The sequence below is a fragment of the Treponema medium genome (assembly GCF_017161265.1).
In the GTDB taxonomy this organism is placed as follows: Bacteria; Spirochaetota; Spirochaetia; order Treponematales; family Treponemataceae; genus Treponema; species Treponema medium.
This window is the reverse complement of the sequence record NZ_CP031393.1, coordinates 347,803-365,559: the sequence shown is the minus strand read 5'-3', so window position 1 is coordinate 365,559 and position 17,757 is coordinate 347,803. Positions and strand designations below refer to the sequence as shown.

General features: G+C 44.8%; 15 protein-coding genes and 1 other RNA gene. 4 read left to right on the top strand and 12 right to left on the bottom strand.

Translation table 11 applies throughout. The annotated features are described in order from the left end of the window. Positions 1 to 13: 13 nt before the first annotated feature. From DWB79_RS01580 to DWB79_RS01550, 7 genes are all read right to left on the bottom strand, one after another. A complete protein-coding gene (locus DWB79_RS01580; protein WP_016522312.1) occupies positions 14 to 1,321 on the bottom strand; it encodes a PQQ-binding-like beta-propeller repeat protein in 1,308 nt (435 codons plus the stop codon). Between the two features lie 54 nt (positions 1,322 to 1,375). After that, a complete protein-coding gene (locus tag DWB79_RS01575; protein ID WP_016522311.1) occupies positions 1,376 to 2,707 on the bottom strand; it encodes a PQQ-binding-like beta-propeller repeat protein in 1,332 nt (443 codons plus the stop codon). A 49-nt stretch (positions 2,708 to 2,756) separates the two neighbouring features. Beyond that, positions 2,757 to 4,079, bottom strand: a complete 1,323-nt coding sequence (locus DWB79_RS01570) for a PQQ-binding-like beta-propeller repeat protein (RefSeq protein WP_016522310.1) — start codon at positions 4,077 to 4,079, stop codon at positions 2,757 to 2,759. A 51-nt stretch (positions 4,080 to 4,130) separates the two neighbouring features. Further along, complete coding sequence (locus DWB79_RS01565) at positions 4,131 to 5,483, bottom strand: lipase family protein (protein ID WP_016522309.1); 1,353 nt, start codon at positions 5,481 to 5,483, stop codon at positions 4,131 to 4,133. A gap of 17 nt (positions 5,484 to 5,500) precedes the next feature. Next, on the bottom strand, positions 5,501 to 6,487 hold the full coding sequence (locus DWB79_RS01560; protein WP_016522308.1) for a hypothetical protein: 987 nt from the start codon (positions 6,485 to 6,487) through the stop codon (positions 5,501 to 5,503). A 252-nt stretch (positions 6,488 to 6,739) separates the two neighbouring features. Beyond that, positions 6,740 to 7,483: a helix-turn-helix transcriptional regulator gene (locus DWB79_RS01555; RefSeq protein ID WP_016522307.1), complete on the bottom strand. Its 744-nt coding sequence runs from the start codon at positions 7,481 to 7,483 to the stop codon at positions 6,740 to 6,742. A gap of 164 nt (positions 7,484 to 7,647) precedes the next feature. Beyond that, positions 7,648 to 8,697 (bottom strand): endonuclease/exonuclease/phosphatase family protein, encoded by a 1,050-nt coding sequence (locus DWB79_RS01550; protein ID WP_016522306.1) that lies wholly within the window; start codon positions 8,695 to 8,697, stop codon positions 7,648 to 7,650. 354 nt (positions 8,698 to 9,051) lie between these two features. On the opposite strand from DWB79_RS01550, the gene DWB79_RS01545 reads away from it, so the two are divergent. Continuing rightward, the gene (locus DWB79_RS01545) at positions 9,052 to 11,133 is read left to right on the top strand and encodes a sodium-translocating pyrophosphatase (protein WP_016522305.1); all 2,082 of its coding nucleotides are present in this window, start codon (positions 9,052 to 9,054) and stop codon (positions 11,131 to 11,133) included. Between the two features lie 127 nt (positions 11,134 to 11,260). Here DWB79_RS01545 and trpS read toward each other — a convergent pair whose 3' ends face one another. Both trpS and DWB79_RS01535 read right to left on the bottom strand, forming a co-directional pair. Further along, entirely contained in the window at positions 11,261 to 12,313 is a 1,053-nt protein-coding gene (trpS, locus tag DWB79_RS01540) for a tryptophan--tRNA ligase (protein WP_016522304.1), read from the bottom strand. 39 nt (positions 12,314 to 12,352) lie between these two features. Continuing rightward, positions 12,353 to 13,054: a Bax inhibitor-1/YccA family protein gene (locus tag DWB79_RS01535; protein ID WP_016522303.1), complete on the bottom strand. Its 702-nt coding sequence runs from the start codon at positions 13,052 to 13,054 to the stop codon at positions 12,353 to 12,355. Positions 13,055 to 13,143: 89 nt separating this feature from the next. On the opposite strand from DWB79_RS01535, the gene ssrA reads away from it, so the two are divergent. Beyond that, positions 13,144 to 13,492: a transfer-messenger RNA gene (gene ssrA, locus DWB79_RS01530) on the top strand. A 66-nt stretch (positions 13,493 to 13,558) separates the two neighbouring features. Here the strand turns inward: ssrA and DWB79_RS01525 are convergent. From DWB79_RS01525 to der, 3 genes are read right to left on the bottom strand one after another with little or no spacing between them, the layout of a single operon-like run. Then, positions 13,559 to 14,602 (bottom strand): hypothetical protein, encoded by a 1,044-nt coding sequence (locus tag DWB79_RS01525; protein ID WP_016522302.1) that lies wholly within the window; start codon positions 14,600 to 14,602, stop codon positions 13,559 to 13,561. Positions 14,603 to 14,652: 50 nt separating this feature from the next. Next, entirely contained in the window at positions 14,653 to 15,018 is a 366-nt protein-coding gene (locus tag DWB79_RS01520) for a MerR family transcriptional regulator (RefSeq protein WP_245541277.1), read from the bottom strand. Beyond that, positions 14,994 to 16,388 (bottom strand): ribosome biogenesis GTPase Der, encoded by a 1,395-nt coding sequence (gene der, locus DWB79_RS01515; RefSeq protein WP_206181067.1) that lies wholly within the window; start codon positions 16,386 to 16,388, stop codon positions 14,994 to 14,996. Before der ends, DWB79_RS01520 begins: the two co-directional genes overlap by 25 nt. Before the next feature lie 589 nt (positions 16,389 to 16,977). Between der and DWB79_RS01510 the strand changes: the two genes are divergently transcribed. Together DWB79_RS01510 and DWB79_RS01505 are read left to right on the top strand one after the other, a co-directional pair. Further along, positions 16,978 to 17,217: a DUF6364 family protein gene (locus DWB79_RS01510; protein WP_016522299.1), complete on the top strand. Its 240-nt coding sequence runs from the start codon at positions 16,978 to 16,980 to the stop codon at positions 17,215 to 17,217. Continuing rightward, positions 17,210 to 17,629: a PIN domain-containing protein gene (locus tag DWB79_RS01505; protein ID WP_016522298.1), complete on the top strand. Its 420-nt coding sequence runs from the start codon at positions 17,210 to 17,212 to the stop codon at positions 17,627 to 17,629. Before DWB79_RS01510 ends, DWB79_RS01505 begins: the two co-directional genes overlap by 8 nt. Positions 17,630 to 17,757 lie beyond the last annotated feature (128 nt).

The window sequence follows — 17,757 nt, the reverse complement described above, 5'->3', positions numbered from 1 at the left end:
TCATATACCGGATTTACACCCGAATAGCGGAAATAGTTGCGTATTTGTCGTCAAGGTTCCTATTAAAGAAGATATAGTGATTTTTATACAAGACATGTATACCGTTAGCAAAACCTGAAATCGTTTTATCGACGCCGAGAAGTTTTCCCGTTTTTGCATCGAATACCAATAGGCCGGCGCCGTATGTTATTATATATATTTTTCCGTTCACAACGGTTAAAGGGGTGTGATATGAACCGTATTCTAACGGCACACTCCATAAAAATTTTAATGTTACGGCGTCGATGCACATCAGTGAATAATCACTGTGCCATCCTTTATGTCCCCGCGTAAACCGCACGGTAATGTAATACAGACGTTCATTATCATATCGAACTTTATGCAGTGAAACAGTTGACTCAGCAAGATTTCCTATTGAAGGAGGCGCTATTTCTCCGTCATACCGATTAAGTATTGAGCCGTCTCTTTTATCTATACGTATAAAGGAATTGGTTAACACATATAATACATCGTCCCTGATGCACAATTTACTATCGGAGTATCCCTCTATATTATCCAGCTGTTTTTCCCATTTAATCGTTTCGGTTTGCAAATCGATGGCAACGACAACCCCGTAACCGTTTGGATACTCTCGATTGCATGTCAGCAGGTACAGAATATTATCTTCGATAAGCTGGTCGGATACTAATTCGCCCCCATTCCAATGAGCATTAAGATGCATCGGAGAGGGAGGCCGGATTTGTATAGCGTGCCCTTGTGTATAGTCGATTGCCATTACATCAAGTTTTAACAGGTCGTTTGTACCCCAATAGAGCGCTCTACCATCCGTCATGATCGTATTGGATAGGCTACGGTTACGGGATATTTCTTCTTTTGTCGATCCTATTTGTACTAACGCCGATAATTTTCCGTCCGTATCTGAGTAACAATACAACAGCCCGCTTTCAAAGCGCATAATATAAAGAGTATCTCCGATTTTTACAATGTTTGAAGAGTTTTTGCCGTCACCGATATATATCTTATTCCCTGTCCATTCATCGATTCCCGTTTCCATATCGCGTTTTACCAGATACATTGTTTCCATATCTTCACGTTCTAGCAGATACAGGTACCGCCCTTCAGTGTATGGATTGCTTGTGTCCCATACCTTTTCCAAACAGAGCTTCCAAGCATAACTGGGGGTATAGCGAGGATATTTCTTTTCTACACCCATAAATAGAAGATCGCAAGAACTGCTCAGGATTAATAATATTATAGTCGTTGCAGAAAAAATGCTTATTCCGGTACTGCGCTTACCAAAAAGAAAAGTTTTGCGTTTCATGTCAGTTTTCTCCTTTAAAGACTGCGGCAGCAACAGAGACTGCCGCAAATCCCCCTACACCCGAATAGCGCACAGGGTTGCGCGGTTGGTTTTAAAGTTAGTGTTAAAAAAGATGAAGTAATCTTTATATAGTACATTTGCCTCGTCCCCCCATGCGACGATGCTTTTATCCACGCCTAACAACTTCCCTGTCTTTGCATCGAATACCCGCAGCCCGTCTATATGGGTTACGATATACGCTTTTTCATCCTTTACTACCGGATAGGTACTGCTTGTTCCGCTTACCGGATGGAAACCCCATAGGAATTTAAGCGTTTTTGCATCGATACAAACGAGAGAATACACAAGGTCTTTAGACATTCCTGTTTGCGAAGCGGTTTCCGTGGAGCCTACGGTGGTGTAATACAATCTGCCGTCATCATACCAAATACCGCATAGGGATACCGTTGGAATCATCAACGGCTGCGTGTATGGCGGGTCTTTTTCATCATCGTATCGGGTAAGTACTTCTCCGGTATGTTTATCAACCCGCAGCAGTGCCGTTGTATCAAGCATGTACAAGATATTATCTTTAATAATCAAATCATTGTTAACCCGCCCTCGTAGTCCATGTAGTTTTTTCTCCCATTTTACCATTTCACTTTGTAGATCAATTGCTACCAGTGTGCTGTAACCCTCTGGATGTTTTATGTTAAAAGTATTAAAGAAAAGTATATTGCCATCGATGATTGGTGCTGACCAGAAGGTACATTCGTATCGGGTTCCTTTTGTATACAAACTATGAGGTACACAAATTTGTACTGTAGAGTGTTTTGTATAATCTATTGTATTAATATCCAGCTTTAATAAATGCCCGCTTATGGGCGTTGTTCCCGGCTCTCCTTCGCTGCCCCAATAGAGCGCCGTTCCGTCCGTTACAATTGTTTCAAGTGAACAGCTGTTTCGAAGCGCTTCTGCTTCCGTCGTTCCTATCTGTGTTCGCGCAAGGAGTTTACCGTCATTTTCTGCATAGCAATAGATAAGGCCACTATTAGGGCGCATAAAATAGAGCTTATTACCGGCCTTTACGATATTCGATGAATACCATTCATGCCCGTCGTCAAGGGTTTCTGCTTTCCAAACATATCTGCCTGTTTCCATATCTATTTTTACCAGCTGTACTGCTTTCGTATCGGAGAGATATTCGATAAGGTAAAAATACCGTCCTTCGGTATATGGTTGAGAGCCGATTCGGCGTCCGTCCAGCTTTAATTGCCATGCATAATTGGGGCTATAAGTAGGTTCTTTTCCGTCATCCTTCTGCTTAGTGTTATTGAATAGCAAATCGCAGGAAGAACAAGCGGTAAGCAATAAGGCTGATAAGATAAAAAAATTATATTTCTTCATAAGTACAGTCCTTTAAACACTGCGGCAGCACAGGCTGCCGCAATCCGTCTTATACCCGAATAGCACACAGGGTTGCGCGGTTGGTTTTAAAGTTCTTGTTAAAAAAGATGAAGTAATCTTTATACAGCACATTTGCCTCGTCCCCCCATGCGATGATGCTTTTATCCACGCCTAATAGCTTCCCTGTCTTTGCATCGAATACCCGCAGCCCATCTATATGCGTTACGATATACGCCTTTCCATCCTTTACTACCGGATAGGTACTGCTTGTTCCGCTTACCGGATGGAAACCCCACAGGAATTTAAGCGTCTTTGCATCGATGCAAACGAGAGAATAAATAAATTTTTCCGGTATACCTGTTTGTGAATGTGCATCGCTTGAACAGATAGTGGTATAGTACAATCTACCGTTATCATACCAAATGCCGCATAAAGACGGTGAAGGGGTTGTAGCCGGATGTTCCATAGAATTTTCTTCGCTGTCGTAGCGGGTTAAAATGTCTCCGGTATGCTTATTTACGCGTAAAAGAGAACTATTGATAACATACAGAATATCATCTCGTACGAGTAACGTATTAAGCGTTGTTCCGGCAACACCGTATAATTGTTTCTCCCATTTTACCGTTTCACTTTGTAAATCAATTGCTACCAGTGTACTGTAGCCGTCAGGATAGTCGCGATTGTAGGTATTAAAATAAAGCATATTGTCATCTATAATCGGAGCTGACCAAAAAATACATTGGCGCCAATCAGCTTTGGTATATAGGCTGCGCGGAACACGGGTTTGTATTGCCCCGTTTTGCGTGTAATCGATTGCATCTACATTAAGCTTTAATAAGTGTGCGCTAATACTCCCCGGCTCTCCCGCACTTCCCCAATACAGCGCAGTTCCGTCCGTTACAATTGTTTCGAGCGAGCACCGATTATAGATTGCTTCAGTTTCCGTCGTTCCTATCTGTATCCGTGCAAGAAGTTTGCCATTGTTTTCTGCATAGCAATAGATAAGCCCCTTGTTTGGCCTCATAAAATAAAGTTTATTATCGGCCTTTACGACATTTGACGATCTCCATTCTTCTCCATCTGATATCTGATCTGCTTTCCATACATATCTGCCTGTTTCCATATCTATTTTTACCAGTTGTATGTCGGCATCTTCCCTATGAATACGTTCAACAAGATAAAGGAATTGTTGTTGTATATACATTTGAGACCCGATTTGCGTTCCGTCTAACTTTAATTGCCATGCATAATTGGGGCTATAAGTAGGTTCTTTTCCGTCATCCTTCTGCTTATTGTTATTGAACAACAAATCGCAGGAAGAACATGCGGTAAGCAATAAGGATGATAAGATAAAAAGTGCGTATTTTTTCATAAGTACAGTCCTTTAAAGACTGCGGCAGCAAAGGCTGCCGCAATAGTTATACTAAGGTTCTTGGCGGCGCTTTTTACCTTGCTCTATCATACTTGTAATCTCCTTTTGGACAGCTTCCGGCGGCATCTTCGTATCGTTATAGTTAAAAATCTCCGCATGATTGTAGTTAAAGGTAGTATATCCTTGTGTAGTTCTGCCAAGTACTTTTTTATGCGCTGTCTTCGGGATATACTGGCTTTCTTTTGCAACAAGGCCGTCGTGTTCGGATGAGCCGAGCAGATCGTTGACGCGGCTGTCGAAGTTCCAGCAATAGTCACGGGCATTGGCGCAAGCTGCTGCATAGCGGGGACTTCCCGTAAATAAGCCGACAATCCCCACGCATTTTGCAATATGGAAACCTTCTGCTGTTGCAAAAATGCCTCCGACCCATTTAAGCCCATTACGTATGTCTTGTTCTTCGCTGCCGGTCATACTCAACACATTGTTTTTTGTACCGACGATATAGCCCATCGGAATGTTTTCCGGCAGTTTTGACGTATGCTTATATCCGATGTACGTGCTGTATACAGGACTCTTCTGCCAACGCAATGCCCAATACTTCTCTCCCCAGCGGTTTGTTACTTGTTTCCATCCTAAATGCCATGTTATGCCGGTTTGCACCTGATAGAGATACGGTTTTGATTCTATAACATTTCGCTTTATAAAATTGCTTTGCGGTATCATATCCCGAATTTCGCAGTACTTATTTAAGGCATCTTGCTCTGCGACCGCTGTTGTTGCTTGTAAAGCCGGTTTTACCCATGCCTCAAACATCGGCTGGAATTTTGTAATTATATTCAATATCTTTTTTGCGATATTTTTCATATCTTCGGATGTCTTGATATTGAAAATCTTGGGAGCAGCCGCTATCAATCCGATCGTCAGTACCGGATTAGTTACTACTCCACATGCGCCTTCGGTTAGTATTGCAGCATCTCGCCGTATCTTTGCATTGGCTGCTGGCAATCCGCCATCGAGTGCTTTTATGCCTTGATCGATGCCGGAAACCGTTACTACGGCTTGCAGATTATTCAGCCTTGCTGCATCGTTGTTTTGGAGATACGTTGCAAATGCAAGCGCACGTAAGCCGCCTTGACTGTGACCGACTACGGCGAACTTGCCCTTCTTATCCGGATGCTCCTCTTCAACGTCCTTAATAGACTTGTGTTCCGCTTTTATAATATTATCAAGACCGTGTTTACTTGCCTTATATCCCTCGAAATCAAAGCCGTCGAATGCATACGTTGTTACTCCGGCAACACCTGCATCATAAAGTCTTGCTTTCGATTTTGCCTCTTCTTCGGCTGTTGCAACTGTAATCATACATACGATACATATCAATAGCGCTACATATTTCTTTTTCATTGCTCTGCCTCCTTTATTTACTGCAGCAGCAGTTTAAACAGCGTATCCTGCGCCGTATTGATTCCGATATCTTGATATACTTCGACAACCGTTTCTTTATAGCTTAAATCTCCCGGATCGCCGAAAATAAGCTGCTCATTCGGTACAACCGTGCCTTGTTCCTGCAAGGCGGCATGCTCCGCTTGGCTTAGTTTCGGAATATCATCTTCGCTGTTGTATATCGGAACGTCTTCGCTGATACCGGTAATCTTATTCGGGTTATCGTAGGTAATCTCCGTTACCGAACCGACCTTAACCGGTTCCCCGTCTTTATCCTCATACAGTACGATGGTGTTGGTGGTTATTTTAGTGCCGTCTTCTCTGATATGAACGGTTTCCGCTTCATACAGTGTATCGGTATGCGTATCAAAACTCACTCGTGAAGAAATCAGCCGGTCATCGGCATTTGAGCCGAGCAGGTTTGGCGGCAGGTTAAGCGTCAATAACCCCGTTTCTTCATTTTCGTCTACATCGAACGCAAGTCGGGCAGCTTCCGCTCTAATCATCTTAAGATTGACGCGGCTAACGGCTGTTTCACCCTTTAAAAAATCAAAGCTTGAATCGTTCGGATTATCGAGGGCAATACGCTGTTCAATGACCTCGGTTTGCGGGTCAAAAATAATCATCTCGCTGTCGTTACTCAGCATAGAGCGGGCAGCGATGCCGTGCAGTTCATCCGCGGGAAAGTCGAGCCGGATAAATGTCCGTCCTGCAATGGTTTTTACGGCAAGGCGATACTTGTCGCGCAGTTGCGCATGAACATCGGTACGGTTATTCAGCGTATGTACTTCTACATCCGCCTCAAAGCTTTCAACACCTTTGTCCGCTTTACCGTTCCATGTAATGGTGACCGGATTACTTTTAAACGGTTCATAAAGCTGCGATGTTCCGTCTACTGAATTTTTGCAAGCCGCTGCTGCAAGCAGAGCTGACAGAATAAAAAGATACGATACTTTTCTTTGCATAATCACTCCTTTGCATCTGTGCATACAGTTTACAAACTGCCTTTCGAACAAATCCTTGTTCTTAGAAGACACTTGCCGTTCAAACGATAAGTTGACCGGTATTTCCGTTTCTCTATACTTCAAGCGTAAGGGAGCTTTTCTCTGCCGTCAAGTTGAGATTCCATAAAGAACCGAAGTTCTCAAAAAAGAACTTTCGGTTCTCTTTTTTCGGGGTTGTTTAAAAAACGGTCTGACGTGTTTGTCTTCATGACCTTATTTAATCAGTTCATGCTGCTGCATAAAAATGAGGAAAGCGTGGTAATTCGCAACGTTCAACTCTTTGTAAATTTCGGTCATTTCTTTTTTTATAACCGATTCCGAAATACAAAGTCTTTCGCCGATTTGTTTGAAGGTAATACCCTCCGCCGCTAAGCAGAGGCATTGGTGTTGCCGCTCGGTTAACCGGAGTGAAGATACGCGGATGGGAGTTTTTCGTGTATAATAGTGTTTTAAATCATCTGCAAACAGGATAAAAAGACCGCCTGCTACACCGAGCCCAAGCCCGATATGCAGCAAAGAAAGCATAAAAGCGGTGCGTCCATGCCGAAACCACTGGGTAATTAAAACGGCTGCAAAGCCGCCGCTCAACACACTAACTTTATACCAAATATATGTTTTAAAGAAATTCGTTTTTAATAGAATGAGTAATCCCGCCAGATATAAAGAAAGTCCGAGCAAATTGCCGCCATGATAAATATTGACCAATCCTGCAATCAAACACGGAAACGTATACAGGATGATGAAGCGGGGTTTGATTACGATATAACCGAGAATAACCGCACATAAAATATTGGATAATCTGATCAACCTATCTGACGGAAGGACGGAAATATACTGCAATACAATGACGGCAGTCGTAACGGGTAGCATGATAATAGCCACAAGCCGGGATTTTTTTATGAGGGTTTGGGTATAGATAAAATGCCGTATTTCTTCTATAGGTTGTTTAGTGCGCATAGAAGCATCCCCCTTGCCAATCGTTATATAGCATACCGGTTAAAACCGGAACCGTAAAGCCCTTGCCGATAGCTTTTATCAATACAAATACCGCGGGATGAATTGCTTGCGGACAATCGGGGAATAACCGATACCCGGACAATCCGCAAGCTTATTTCTCTTTTCTAGTCGCGTATTTCAAAACGAAAGCCGAGCGGTAAATGGTCGGAATATCCTTCGCCGGTCAGTACATTGTACCTGACCGGCTTACCATCCTCAATAAGCGGCGGTTCATACAGTACGAAAAACAGCAGCGGTTCGATATAAGCCGTTCCGGCATCCGAGGCTGTTTCTAAATCCTCATAACCGTCCGCGCTGCTCTCGTAGAAAATATGATCGATTTTCTCCCACGAATTCTTAAAGTAATAGCTGCCGTCCGGCTGCGTACCTTCTTCACACTCGGCTCTATAACCCTCTATATCCCAACATACCGGAAAATCATTCAGCTGATTAAATTCTTCAAGGGTCTGATTAAAATCTCCGCATACAACAAAGGGAATGTGCGGATTTTTTTCTCTATGTTCTTGAATTTTCTTTATCAGCTGAGCTTCTTGTTGAGCGCGGACAGCCGCACTGTCGGAACTGCCGGTTTTTGACTTCCAATGTGCTGCAAATACGGTTAATAACTGCGGTTTATCTTTGCTTCCCGTATTCAATACCGCTTCCGTCAGAGGACGAAGTGAGTTCTTTTGCTCGGTATAAAGCCGGTGTACAAAGTATTGTTCAATGGGATACTTACTCAAGATTACGGTAGTAAAGGCGCCTTTCTCCGAACGCGGCGGACACACTGCATAAGGATAATTTTCCCCGCTCGGCAGTTGTTTACAAAAGTCTTCAATCACGCGGCTATTTTCAACCTCTTGCAAGACCGCAATATCGGGCAGCCGGTCTTTTTTTCCGGTCAGCTTTTCTCCTGCCGCGAACATGGTACCTTTAAGCCGTTCGAGACGTGCCCGATACTTTTGATCGGTCCATCGGGATTTGCTCCCTTTGTATTCTTTAAACTCGGTACCATCTTCTACGGCGTCAAAGAATGTCTGCGTGTTATACGTAACAAGCGTAATAGGCTCCTTAAACTGCGTATCCGTGAGCGGAGTGCACCGTGTGCATTGTAGAAAGAAAACCCCCGCGGCAATACAGGCAAAGAATGGAAACAACAATCGTTTGAGTTTCATGGTTTAACCTCCGGCTCTTATATAGAGCACGAAACGCAAAATGGCTACAAAATCGGGCTTGAAAAAACATATTTCATGTATTAAAATATAGAATTAGTCCAATAAAAAACACTTTGGACATACCACTGCAACAGTGGTTATAAATTGCAATAGAGAACCTCTAAAAACTTCAGTTTTGGGAGGTTTTCCTTAGATTTAAGTTGCGATGTTTTAATTTAAGTCATTATGATATAAAGACTTAAATTAAAACTCGTCGGGCATCTCTAAAAATCTAACCGAGTTTTTAGAGATGCCCAATAGAATCTTCTATAAAAACTTTATACAAGAGGAAAAAGTATTGAGAGGAGTAATAGTATGATGACTAATCTTGTGTATTCCGTATTGGCGCTTGTTCTTGCGGGAAGCATTGCAGCGTTGCTGTATGCCTTTGCAAAAACGCGCTGGATTAACCGGCAGCCGGTAGAGAACGATGACTTGCGGCGTATCAGCGGTTATATCTCGGAAGGAGCAATGGCTTTTTTGAACCGTGAATACAAGGCGTTGGTGCCTTTTATTGCAGCGGTTGCTTTGTTTTTGGCTGCCGGAAATAAAGGTGCTTTAAAGATAGAAGCGCTTACTTTTGTATTGGGTGCAGCAGTGTCCCTGCTGGCAGGATTTATCGGCATGAAGGTTGCAACCGCAGCAAATGCGCGCACCGCGCAGGCGGCAAAAAACGGCGGTCTTACCCCTGCGTTAAAGGTTGCATTCTCCGGCGGCAGCGTTATGGGTATGAGCGTTGTCGGTCTTGCATTGTTCGGATTTTTTATTGTAATGCTGGTCTCGTCCCTGTCGTATGGAACGTCAATCGAAGTCTTTTATAATATCACGCTGCCGCTCGGCACCGCCTTTTCGCTTGGTGCATCTTCGGTTGCGCTTTTCTCCCGTGTCGGCGGCGGTATCTTTACCAAAGCGGCAGACGTCGGCGCAGACTTGGTTGGCAAGGTAGAAAAAAATATCCCCGAAGACGACCCCCGCAACCCTGCCACTATTGCAGACAACGTCGGCGATAATGTCGGCGACGTTGCAGGTATGGGCGCCGACCTCTTTGAATCCTTTGTTGGTTCGTTGATTGGAGCTATGATTCTCGGTTTAACCGTTGCCGCCTCCGATGACCTAAAATTAAAACTCATGGTATTGCCGCTGTTGATTGCGGTTTTAGGTATTGTTGCATCTTTAATCGGAACGATATTTGTACGTGCAAAGCCGGGAAGCGACCCTCAAAAAGCCTTGAACGCCGGTACTTTCGGCGCGGCAATTTTGGCGACCGTATTCTTATTTATCGTATTGAAGTTCTTCATTGGCGAGGAAACATTTAACGGGAATGCCGGTATGTACCATATCTTTGGCGCAACGATTACCGGTCTTGCCTCCGGCGTTCTTATCGGGCTTTTAACCGAGTACTATACCGGTACGGGCAAAAAGCCGGTTGTTTCGATTATGAATTCGTGTGAAACAGGCGCTGCAACAACGATTATTACCGGTCTCGGCGTCGGTATGCGGAGCGCTTTCCCGACTATCGTATTGATCGGAGCGGCAATCTGGGGCAGCTTTAGCTTGGCAGGCCTCTACGGTGTCGGTATCGCCGCAGTCGGTATGTTGGTTACGCTCGGCATCCAGCTTGCCGTTGATGCTTACGGCCCCATCGCTGATAACGCAGGCGGTCTTGCTCAAATGGCGGAATTCCCCGGCGAAGTGCGTGAAATTACCGACAGCCTCGACGCCGTCGGAAACACCACTGCTGCAATCGGAAAGGGGTTTGCTATCGGTTCCGCAGCATTAACCGCTATCATCCTTTTCACCTCGTTTAAAGAGCATACCGGTGTCGATATCGTCGATATTACGAATATCCCCGTTTTGACCGGTATTCTGCTGGGCGTTGCGGTGCCGTTCCTGTTCTCCGCTATGGCGATGTCCGCAGTCGGTAAAGCCGCGTACAAGATGATTGAAGAAGTACGCAGTCAGTTTAAAAACAAGCCCGGCATTTTGAACAACACCGAAAAGCCGGACTATAAGCGTTGCGTAGACATCAGCACACAGGCAGCTATCCGTGAAATGGTTATCCCCGGTCTTGTCGCCATTATCACACCGATTTTAGTCGGCTTCGTCGGCGGTCCGGCGATGCTTATCGGGTTATTAACCGGCGTTACCGGCTCCGGCGTTGTACTCGCTATCTTTATGGCAAATTCGGGCGGTGCATGGGATAACGCAAAGAAAATGATTGAATCGGGCAGTGGCGCAGGGAAAGGTTCGGAAGCGCACAAGGCTGCTGTTGTCGGTGATACGGTCGGAGATCCCTTCAAAGATACCGCCGGTCCCTCGATCAATATTTTGATAAAGCTGATGTCGATGGTCTCATTGGTTATTGCGCCGATGCTGAAAACCTTCTGGGGCTTATAAAAGAAACCTTGTATAAAGCTTGCGACAATACGCTCCAATGGGTGTAAGCCGCAGGGCAAAAAAAAGCCGGTATATGGTTATCCATACACCGGCTTTTTTATTCATACGGAGAGTTTAAAACAGAACTTTAGCCACTCGCTTTTTTCTGTACTTCTTCCGCTTTTCGGGAAATTTTATTCCAGACGCCGGAAACACCCATTGCTTTTTTTACGATTTTAAGGGTTTGTGCGGCTTCCGCTCGCATCTTCATCGTACCGTTGTAAATAATCTCGTCGATGAAGCCTCGCTTGGATGCATACATCGCACGCCGTTCTCTAATAGGTTCAAGGAAAGTATTGATGGCGGCTGCGAGTTTATCCTTTACTTCGACATCGCCGACCTTTCCCTTCCGGTAGCGTTCTTTTAAATCTTCAATTTCTGCTTTGTTTGGATTAAAGGCATCATGGTAGATGAACACCGGATTCCCTTCCACAGTACCCGGAATATCGGCACTGGTTCGGTTGGGATCGGTGTACATACTGCGTACCTTTTTTACCACCGTTTTTTCATCATCGCAGAGGAATATCGCATTGCCGAGGCTCTTCGACATCTTAGCCTGCCCGTCCGTCCCAACAAGCGAGCCGCAGTCGCTTACCATAACCTCCGGCAACGGAAATACATCACCGTACATATAGTTAAACCGCTTTGCGATTTCCCGCGTCAATTCAACATGGCTTTCGTTGTCCTTGCCGACCGGTACCAGATTCGCACGGGGGAGCAAGATATCGGCAGCTTGCAGCACAGGATAGCCGAGGAGTCCAAGCGGTAATTCGGAAAGATGCGCTGCCTTTGCCATATCTTTTATAGAAGGAATACGCTGCAACCGCGGTACGGTAACAAGATCGGCAAAAAAGAGGTTCAGCTCGCAAACTTCCGGTACCGCCGATTGCAGATAAATAACCGATTTTTCAGGATCGATTCCGCAAGCTAAATAATCCAGTGCCATTTGCCGTACATTATCGGCAAGCTCATCGATATAGTGTTTTTCGGGCTTTGTCGTTAGTGTATGCAAGTCCGCAATAATAAAAAAGCATTCAAATTCTTCTTGAAGCCGTACACGATTCCTAATCGAGCCGACATAATGCCCCAGATGAAGGTTCCCTGTAGGGCGGTCACCTGTTAAAATTCGTTTTCTTTCCATAATGAGTGATGTTTATAATTCTGTACTTTTAAATAAAAGTTATCTTCTTTTGCCGAATAAGCGGAGAAGAGATAAGAAGATATTTACAAAGTCAAGATACAGTTCTAATGCGCCGATAATCGCAACTTTCTTAAAGTTTTCATTATCCTGTGCATAGCGAGCTGCTTCTGTAATCTTTTGAGTATCATAAGCGGTTAATCCGGTAAATACACCGACCGTTACAAAAGAAATCAGCCAATCAAGCGATGAAGAACGCATAAATAGATTAACAAGCGACGCAATTATCAGTCCGATAACAGCCATCATCAGGTACTTACCCGCCGATTGCAGATTGTTTTTTGTCGTGGCACCGTAAACACTCATTGCGCCGAACATCAATGCTGTTATTACGAAGATACGGACAATAGAAGTACTGGTATATACAAAGAGTACCGACGAGAGGGTCAGTCCGTTAACAATTGAGTAGATAACAAAAGAAGCCGCTGCAACCGGAAAACTCATCTTTCTGATACCTGCTGACAAAATAATGACAAGTGCAAATTCTGCGAGGATCAATCCCATGAAGGTAAAGCGGCTTCCAAAGATAAAATAGAGAAGTGTTTCGCTATTGAATACCGCAAAAGCTGCAATTCCACTGATTGCTAAAGCTGCAACCATCCATCCGTATACGGCGGTGATAAACCGCTGAGTGATTTTTTCATTTGCTTGCTGCAATGAAATGTTGTCAGTTGATGTGTTCATGCTCTTAATATACAAACGAATATCTAATATGTCAATCAATCGACTTGACAGGAGAAGCGTAAATCCGTATATTCAATTAGATTAAGCCCGGGGATGTTCCGGTTTCGACTAGGAAGCAGAGGCTTGAGTTGCAGGTGGAGAGCCGTGCTCCTAAAAAGCGGCAAACTTTATAACTGCCAACAATGACAGTTCCGACTACGCATTAGCTGCGTAATCGCGGAACCTACCGAGTGTTGCTTCCGAGCGAGGTAGAGTTCCGACGCTACTCGGAGCTTGCTTTTTACCGGATGCGGACGGTAGAAAGGACACTTCCCGCAATACGGATTCGACGCTTTCGGCGCTGACACCGGATCCCGACAATCACCTCGCGCCGATAAACCTGTAGACGCTCCTGTGTCTCTTTTTAGGACGGGGGTTCAATTCCCCCCATCTCCAACGCTCTTTATCCGCAGCCATCAGGTTGCGGATATACGGTGAAACTTTCTTTTTTTATCTCCAATCAATTTATTGATACATAATCAAATATGGGCGCGGTTTAAGCGAAAATACTTCTTCCGGTTTCATAATTGGAATATCATACCCGGCGCCCTCAACCATCGGCTTCAAAAAAAGCTTGAAAGATTTGAGCGGAATATTTTTTGCTGCTGCATTATACGCATACGTTTCTTTTTTTAACTTCGGCGATCCAAAACCGTCGGAACAATGGATGAGTTGCACCCGTTCATAATTGCTTTTTACTAATTGTCGCTGCTTAATCATTCGCGCATTAAACTGATGGATAACCAACATTCGCCTGCCGCCGATACCGTGCTCAATCATATAATTCTGTATAATTTGCTGCGCTTCGTTGATTTCCTCCGCAGTAACGGAACCGATTTCCTTCATCGGTTTTGTGGTTCTCCATTCGGGATCAAGTGCGAGATGGACATTCGGGTATTTTAAGAACGGAAGTAGCTTTTTCGTTGCCTCGGCTACAGAGTACTTGCCGATTTGATGGTCGAGGAACACGTACCAGCCCCGCTCCGCCGCAAAGGTAATGTACTGCTCTACAATAGTGGTAGAGAGTATACCGATTTCACCGGCAGGCCAGCAGGTGCCGTAAATGATATAAAATGCGGGGATAATTTTTCGATTGCCGTTTGCGGTATCGTAGAGTTTAACGAATTCGTTCATAATCGGCTCAATCTCTGTAAGCGAATATTGACCGAGTATCCCCATCGTGCGAGCATTGGGTTTCCCGTACAGCGCAAAGACATCGCTATTGAGCAATACCGATTGCAACCCCTGCTCCGCTCGCTCCTTGTTTTTTAAAATATCCTGATACTCAATAGGACCTGCCAGACCGCCTGTCTCCATCACAGTAATCTCCGGTCTATTCAGAAACAGGGCACGGGGAAAGACCGGCTTCCATTCAATTTGTCCCGGCGGAACGGCTGCATTCCTTTCAGGATTGACGGAATCATAGGCAGAGGCGCCGGTTGTATAAAACACGGCGACACAAAGAAGTAGGGCGATTTTTTTCGGCAAAGATACTACCATAGCTTTCATAGTATCGGCAGTAAATCAAAAAGCTATAGATGCCGCTTCAAATCCGGTTGTTAGTCTTCAGTCGTCGGCTTAAACACATTTTTATTTCCCTGCAACAGCCGGTACATATCGAGCAACTCACTGCGGATGCCGGAAAGCTCCGTAATCCGGCTGCTTCCTCCCTTGTCGGAAAGATCAGCGAGCAGCTGCTGGCCTGCACCTTCAAGCGTAAACTTCCGCACCTCAATCAGATACTTCATACGGAAGATTAAATCGAGGTGATGATCGGTATACAGCCGCCTGCCCTGCTCATCCTTTTGCGGACGCAAAAAGGGCAGTGCCTGTTCCCAGTAGCGGAGAACATACGCCTTGATACCGGTTATCTTTTCAACTTCGCCGATGGAAAAGCCTGTCATGGTTTTATCCGATCTTCCCATTTTACCCGACTGCCCTTTACCCGTACCAAAAAGGGGATTGCGCTAAAGCCGAGGTCTTTCCGAATCCGGTTGCTGATGTACCGGAGGTAGGATTCGGAGACAAGGTCGGGTTTATTGGCAAAGATTAAAAACTCTACCGGCCGTGCGGAGGTTTGCACCATATACTTGAGCGTAAACGAATTGCGCTGCCCGTGCGGCGGGGGCACCGCCTCAAGCCAGTCCTTGAGCGCGAGGTTGAGCGCGGATGTTTCTACCTTTTTTGTCAGTTGGTCGAATAGTTCCAGCGCGGTGTTGAGCAGGTCGGGAATGCCGCTTCCTTTCTGTGCGGAAACGGGAACAATCGGCGCATATTCCATCTTACCGAACATAATCTTGATATGCTGCTCCGCATCGCGGAATTTTTTTTCGCCTTTGACCAAATCCCATTTATTCAGCACAAAGATGACGCCCAGCCCCCGCTTGGTCGCCTGTATGATGATCTTTTTGTCCTGTTCGGTCAGTCCTTCTTCCGCATCGATCAGGTGAAAGACAATGTCGGCATGTTCCAAGCTTTTCATTGCGCGGACAACCGAGTAATACTCGATATCCTCTTTTACCTTTGCCTTGCGCCTGATCCCGGCAGTGTCCTGAATAATAAACTGTCTGTCTTTATAGAAAAACTCACCTTCCACTACATCGCGCGTTGTACCGGCAATTTCCGACACAATCGATGCGGAAGTTTTAGTCAGGTAGTTGCTGAGTGTGGACTTGCCGGTGTTGGGCTTACCGATAAGTGCGATGCGGATTGCGGTATCGGCGGGCGCTTCGCATACACGAGAAAAGTCCAAGCCCTTGGTTATCTCTTCGGCAAGCGGCGTAATATTGTCTCCGTGTTCGGCACTGATACACAGGAGTGTCGGAAAGCCGAAGCTGAGGTAGTTATAGGCTTCCGCTTCACCGCGCCCGCCTTCTGTTTTATTCACCGCAGTGATGAGCTTATCCCAATAGGGACGCAGAAAGCGGATAAACTCTTCGTCTTCCGCAGTGGGCGCAGAAGCTTCTAATAATAGAAGAATTTTATCGGCACGGCGGAGCGCTTCCTGCGTTTTCTCCACAACAAGCTCATCCATCAGGTCTTCTTTTTTGTCGCCGCTGCGGGTCAGCTTAAAACCGCCCGTGTCCATCAGCCGTACCGGTTTCCCGTTGATAATTGCCTGCGCCTCGATGGGGTCGCGGGTTACGCCGGGCGTCGGGTCGGTAATGGCGCGGCGCTTCCGCAAAAATCGGTTGAACAGGGTAGACTTTCCGACATTCGGTCGTCCTGCTATCACTACGAGTGGTGTGTTCTCATATTTTTTACGATAGTCGAATTCCGCCCCCGAAGCTTCCATGTCCGCATCCGTATCGCTATACACAGCCGTATCTATACCGAATGCCTCATCTTTATCGTCTCTTTCTGTATTTATCCTGTTATTTTTACTCATTATCTTTCCTTACACACTTACTGGATTGCAATTATAGAAAATTACCGCAGCTCTCTCAAGCACCCATCAGGATGTTCCCATGGCAAACGCATCAGACTGTTTTTTAGTAACCCCGCAGAATCATTGAGGTTGTTCAACCAGAGTTGAATCACTTCGCGATTCAAATGGTCTCACAACCTCAATGATTCTGCGCTTTTTATCTACTCTGCCTGATGCATTTACCCATCTGTCCCAAAAAAATGTGCGAAATTTTATTTCCTTAAAATGCAACAGTTGAATAAAATATGAATTTTGGAAACTGTTGCATTCGTGCGCGAAAAGCGCACACATCAATACGCAAGTTTTCGAAAGAAAACTTGACGGTTAAGGTGAGCGGCGTCATCGTAGACGCTCACCTTATACCTATGAAATTTCGCACAAAAAGGCAGCCGCCGCCTATAATTCTTGACAATACGTATTCATCATGTTATGTCTATACGTACAAGAGGTAATGCAGATGCAAGCAAAATTAACATTAAAAATGGACAAAGATGTTATCGATTCAATGAAACGCTATGCGGCAAACAACAACAAAAGTCTTTCACGGCTGGTTGAAGATTTTTTTAAAACCTCTATCGGAGAAACACAACAAACCATCGTATTATCTCCGCTCGTAAAAGAATTAACAGGTATTATCAGTGAAGCGGATATAGAAAAGAGCAATTACATCGATTATTTGGAAAAAAAATATGACTAAAAAAGTTTTTGCCGACTCCGATGTTATTTTAGATATTCTCTGTAAAAGAGAGCCTCATTATGAATATGCCGCACAAGTTTTTTCATTAGCTGACACACGGCAGCTCAGGTTATATACCACTCCTTTGGTCGTTGCAAATGTATACTATATTTTGCGCAAGGCTATAGGAATAGAAAAAGCCAAAGAAGCTTTGAGAAAATTACGGCTTTTGATGCATATTATTGCTATAGAAGAACAGGAAATCGACTTAGCTTTAAACTCGCCGTTCTCCGACTTTGAAGATGCGCTCCAGTATTATACTGCGGTACGGCATCACATGGATATGTTACTCACACGGAATATCAAAGATTACAAAGAAAAGGCTTTAATCATACAAACACCTGAGCAGTTTATAAAGACGCTATGCCGATAATGCTCAAGGCGTTCCCCTTCATTTTCGCACGGCAAAAATGAAGGGTCGGGCTTTACGCTTGTAGCTTTTTGCCATTACTGCATACAGGAGCAACGTTTTTTCGTACTCACTACAAAAGTTGCAGCTGC

Bases quoted from the DNA above. Each gene is read 5' to 3' on its own strand.
- DWB79_RS01580 (WP_016522312.1), bottom strand. From the start codon at position 1,321: ATGAAACGCAAAACTTTTCTTTTTGGTAAGCGCAGTACCGGAATAAGC.
- DWB79_RS01575 (WP_016522311.1), bottom strand. From the start codon at position 2,707: ATGAAGAAATATAATTTTTTTATCTTATCAGCCTTATTGCTTACCGCT.
- DWB79_RS01570 (WP_016522310.1), bottom strand. From the start codon at position 4,079: ATGAAAAAATACGCACTTTTTATCTTATCATCCTTATTGCTTACCGCA.
- DWB79_RS01565 (WP_016522309.1), bottom strand. From the start codon at position 5,483: ATGAAAAAGAAATATGTAGCGCTATTGATATGTATCGTATGTATGATT.
- DWB79_RS01560 (WP_016522308.1), bottom strand. From the start codon at position 6,487: ATGCAAAGAAAAGTATCGTATCTTTTTATTCTGTCAGCTCTGCTTGCA.
- DWB79_RS01555 (WP_016522307.1), bottom strand. From the start codon at position 7,483: ATGCGCACTAAACAACCTATAGAAGAAATACGGCATTTTATCTATACC.
- DWB79_RS01550 (WP_016522306.1), bottom strand. From the start codon at position 8,697: ATGAAACTCAAACGATTGTTGTTTCCATTCTTTGCCTGTATTGCCGCG.
- DWB79_RS01545 (WP_016522305.1), top strand. From the start codon at position 9,052: ATGATGACTAATCTTGTGTATTCCGTATTGGCGCTTGTTCTTGCGGGA.
- trpS (WP_016522304.1), bottom strand. From the start codon at position 12,313: ATGGAAAGAAAACGAATTTTAACAGGTGACCGCCCTACAGGGAACCTT.
- DWB79_RS01535 (WP_016522303.1), bottom strand. From the start codon at position 13,054: ATGAACACATCAACTGACAACATTTCATTGCAGCAAGCAAATGAAAAA.
- DWB79_RS01525 (WP_016522302.1), bottom strand. From the start codon at position 14,602: ATGAAAGCTATGGTAGTATCTTTGCCGAAAAAAATCGCCCTACTTCTT.
- DWB79_RS01520 (WP_245541277.1), bottom strand. From the start codon at position 15,018: ATGGGAAGATCGGATAAAACCATGACAGGCTTTTCCATCGGCGAAGTT.
- der (WP_206181067.1), bottom strand. From the start codon at position 16,388: ATGGAAGCTTCGGGGGCGGAATTCGACTATCGTAAAAAATATGAGAAC.
- DWB79_RS01510 (WP_016522299.1), top strand. From the start codon at position 16,978: ATGCAAGCAAAATTAACATTAAAAATGGACAAAGATGTTATCGATTCA.
- DWB79_RS01505 (WP_016522298.1), top strand. From the start codon at position 17,210: ATGACTAAAAAAGTTTTTGCCGACTCCGATGTTATTTTAGATATTCTC.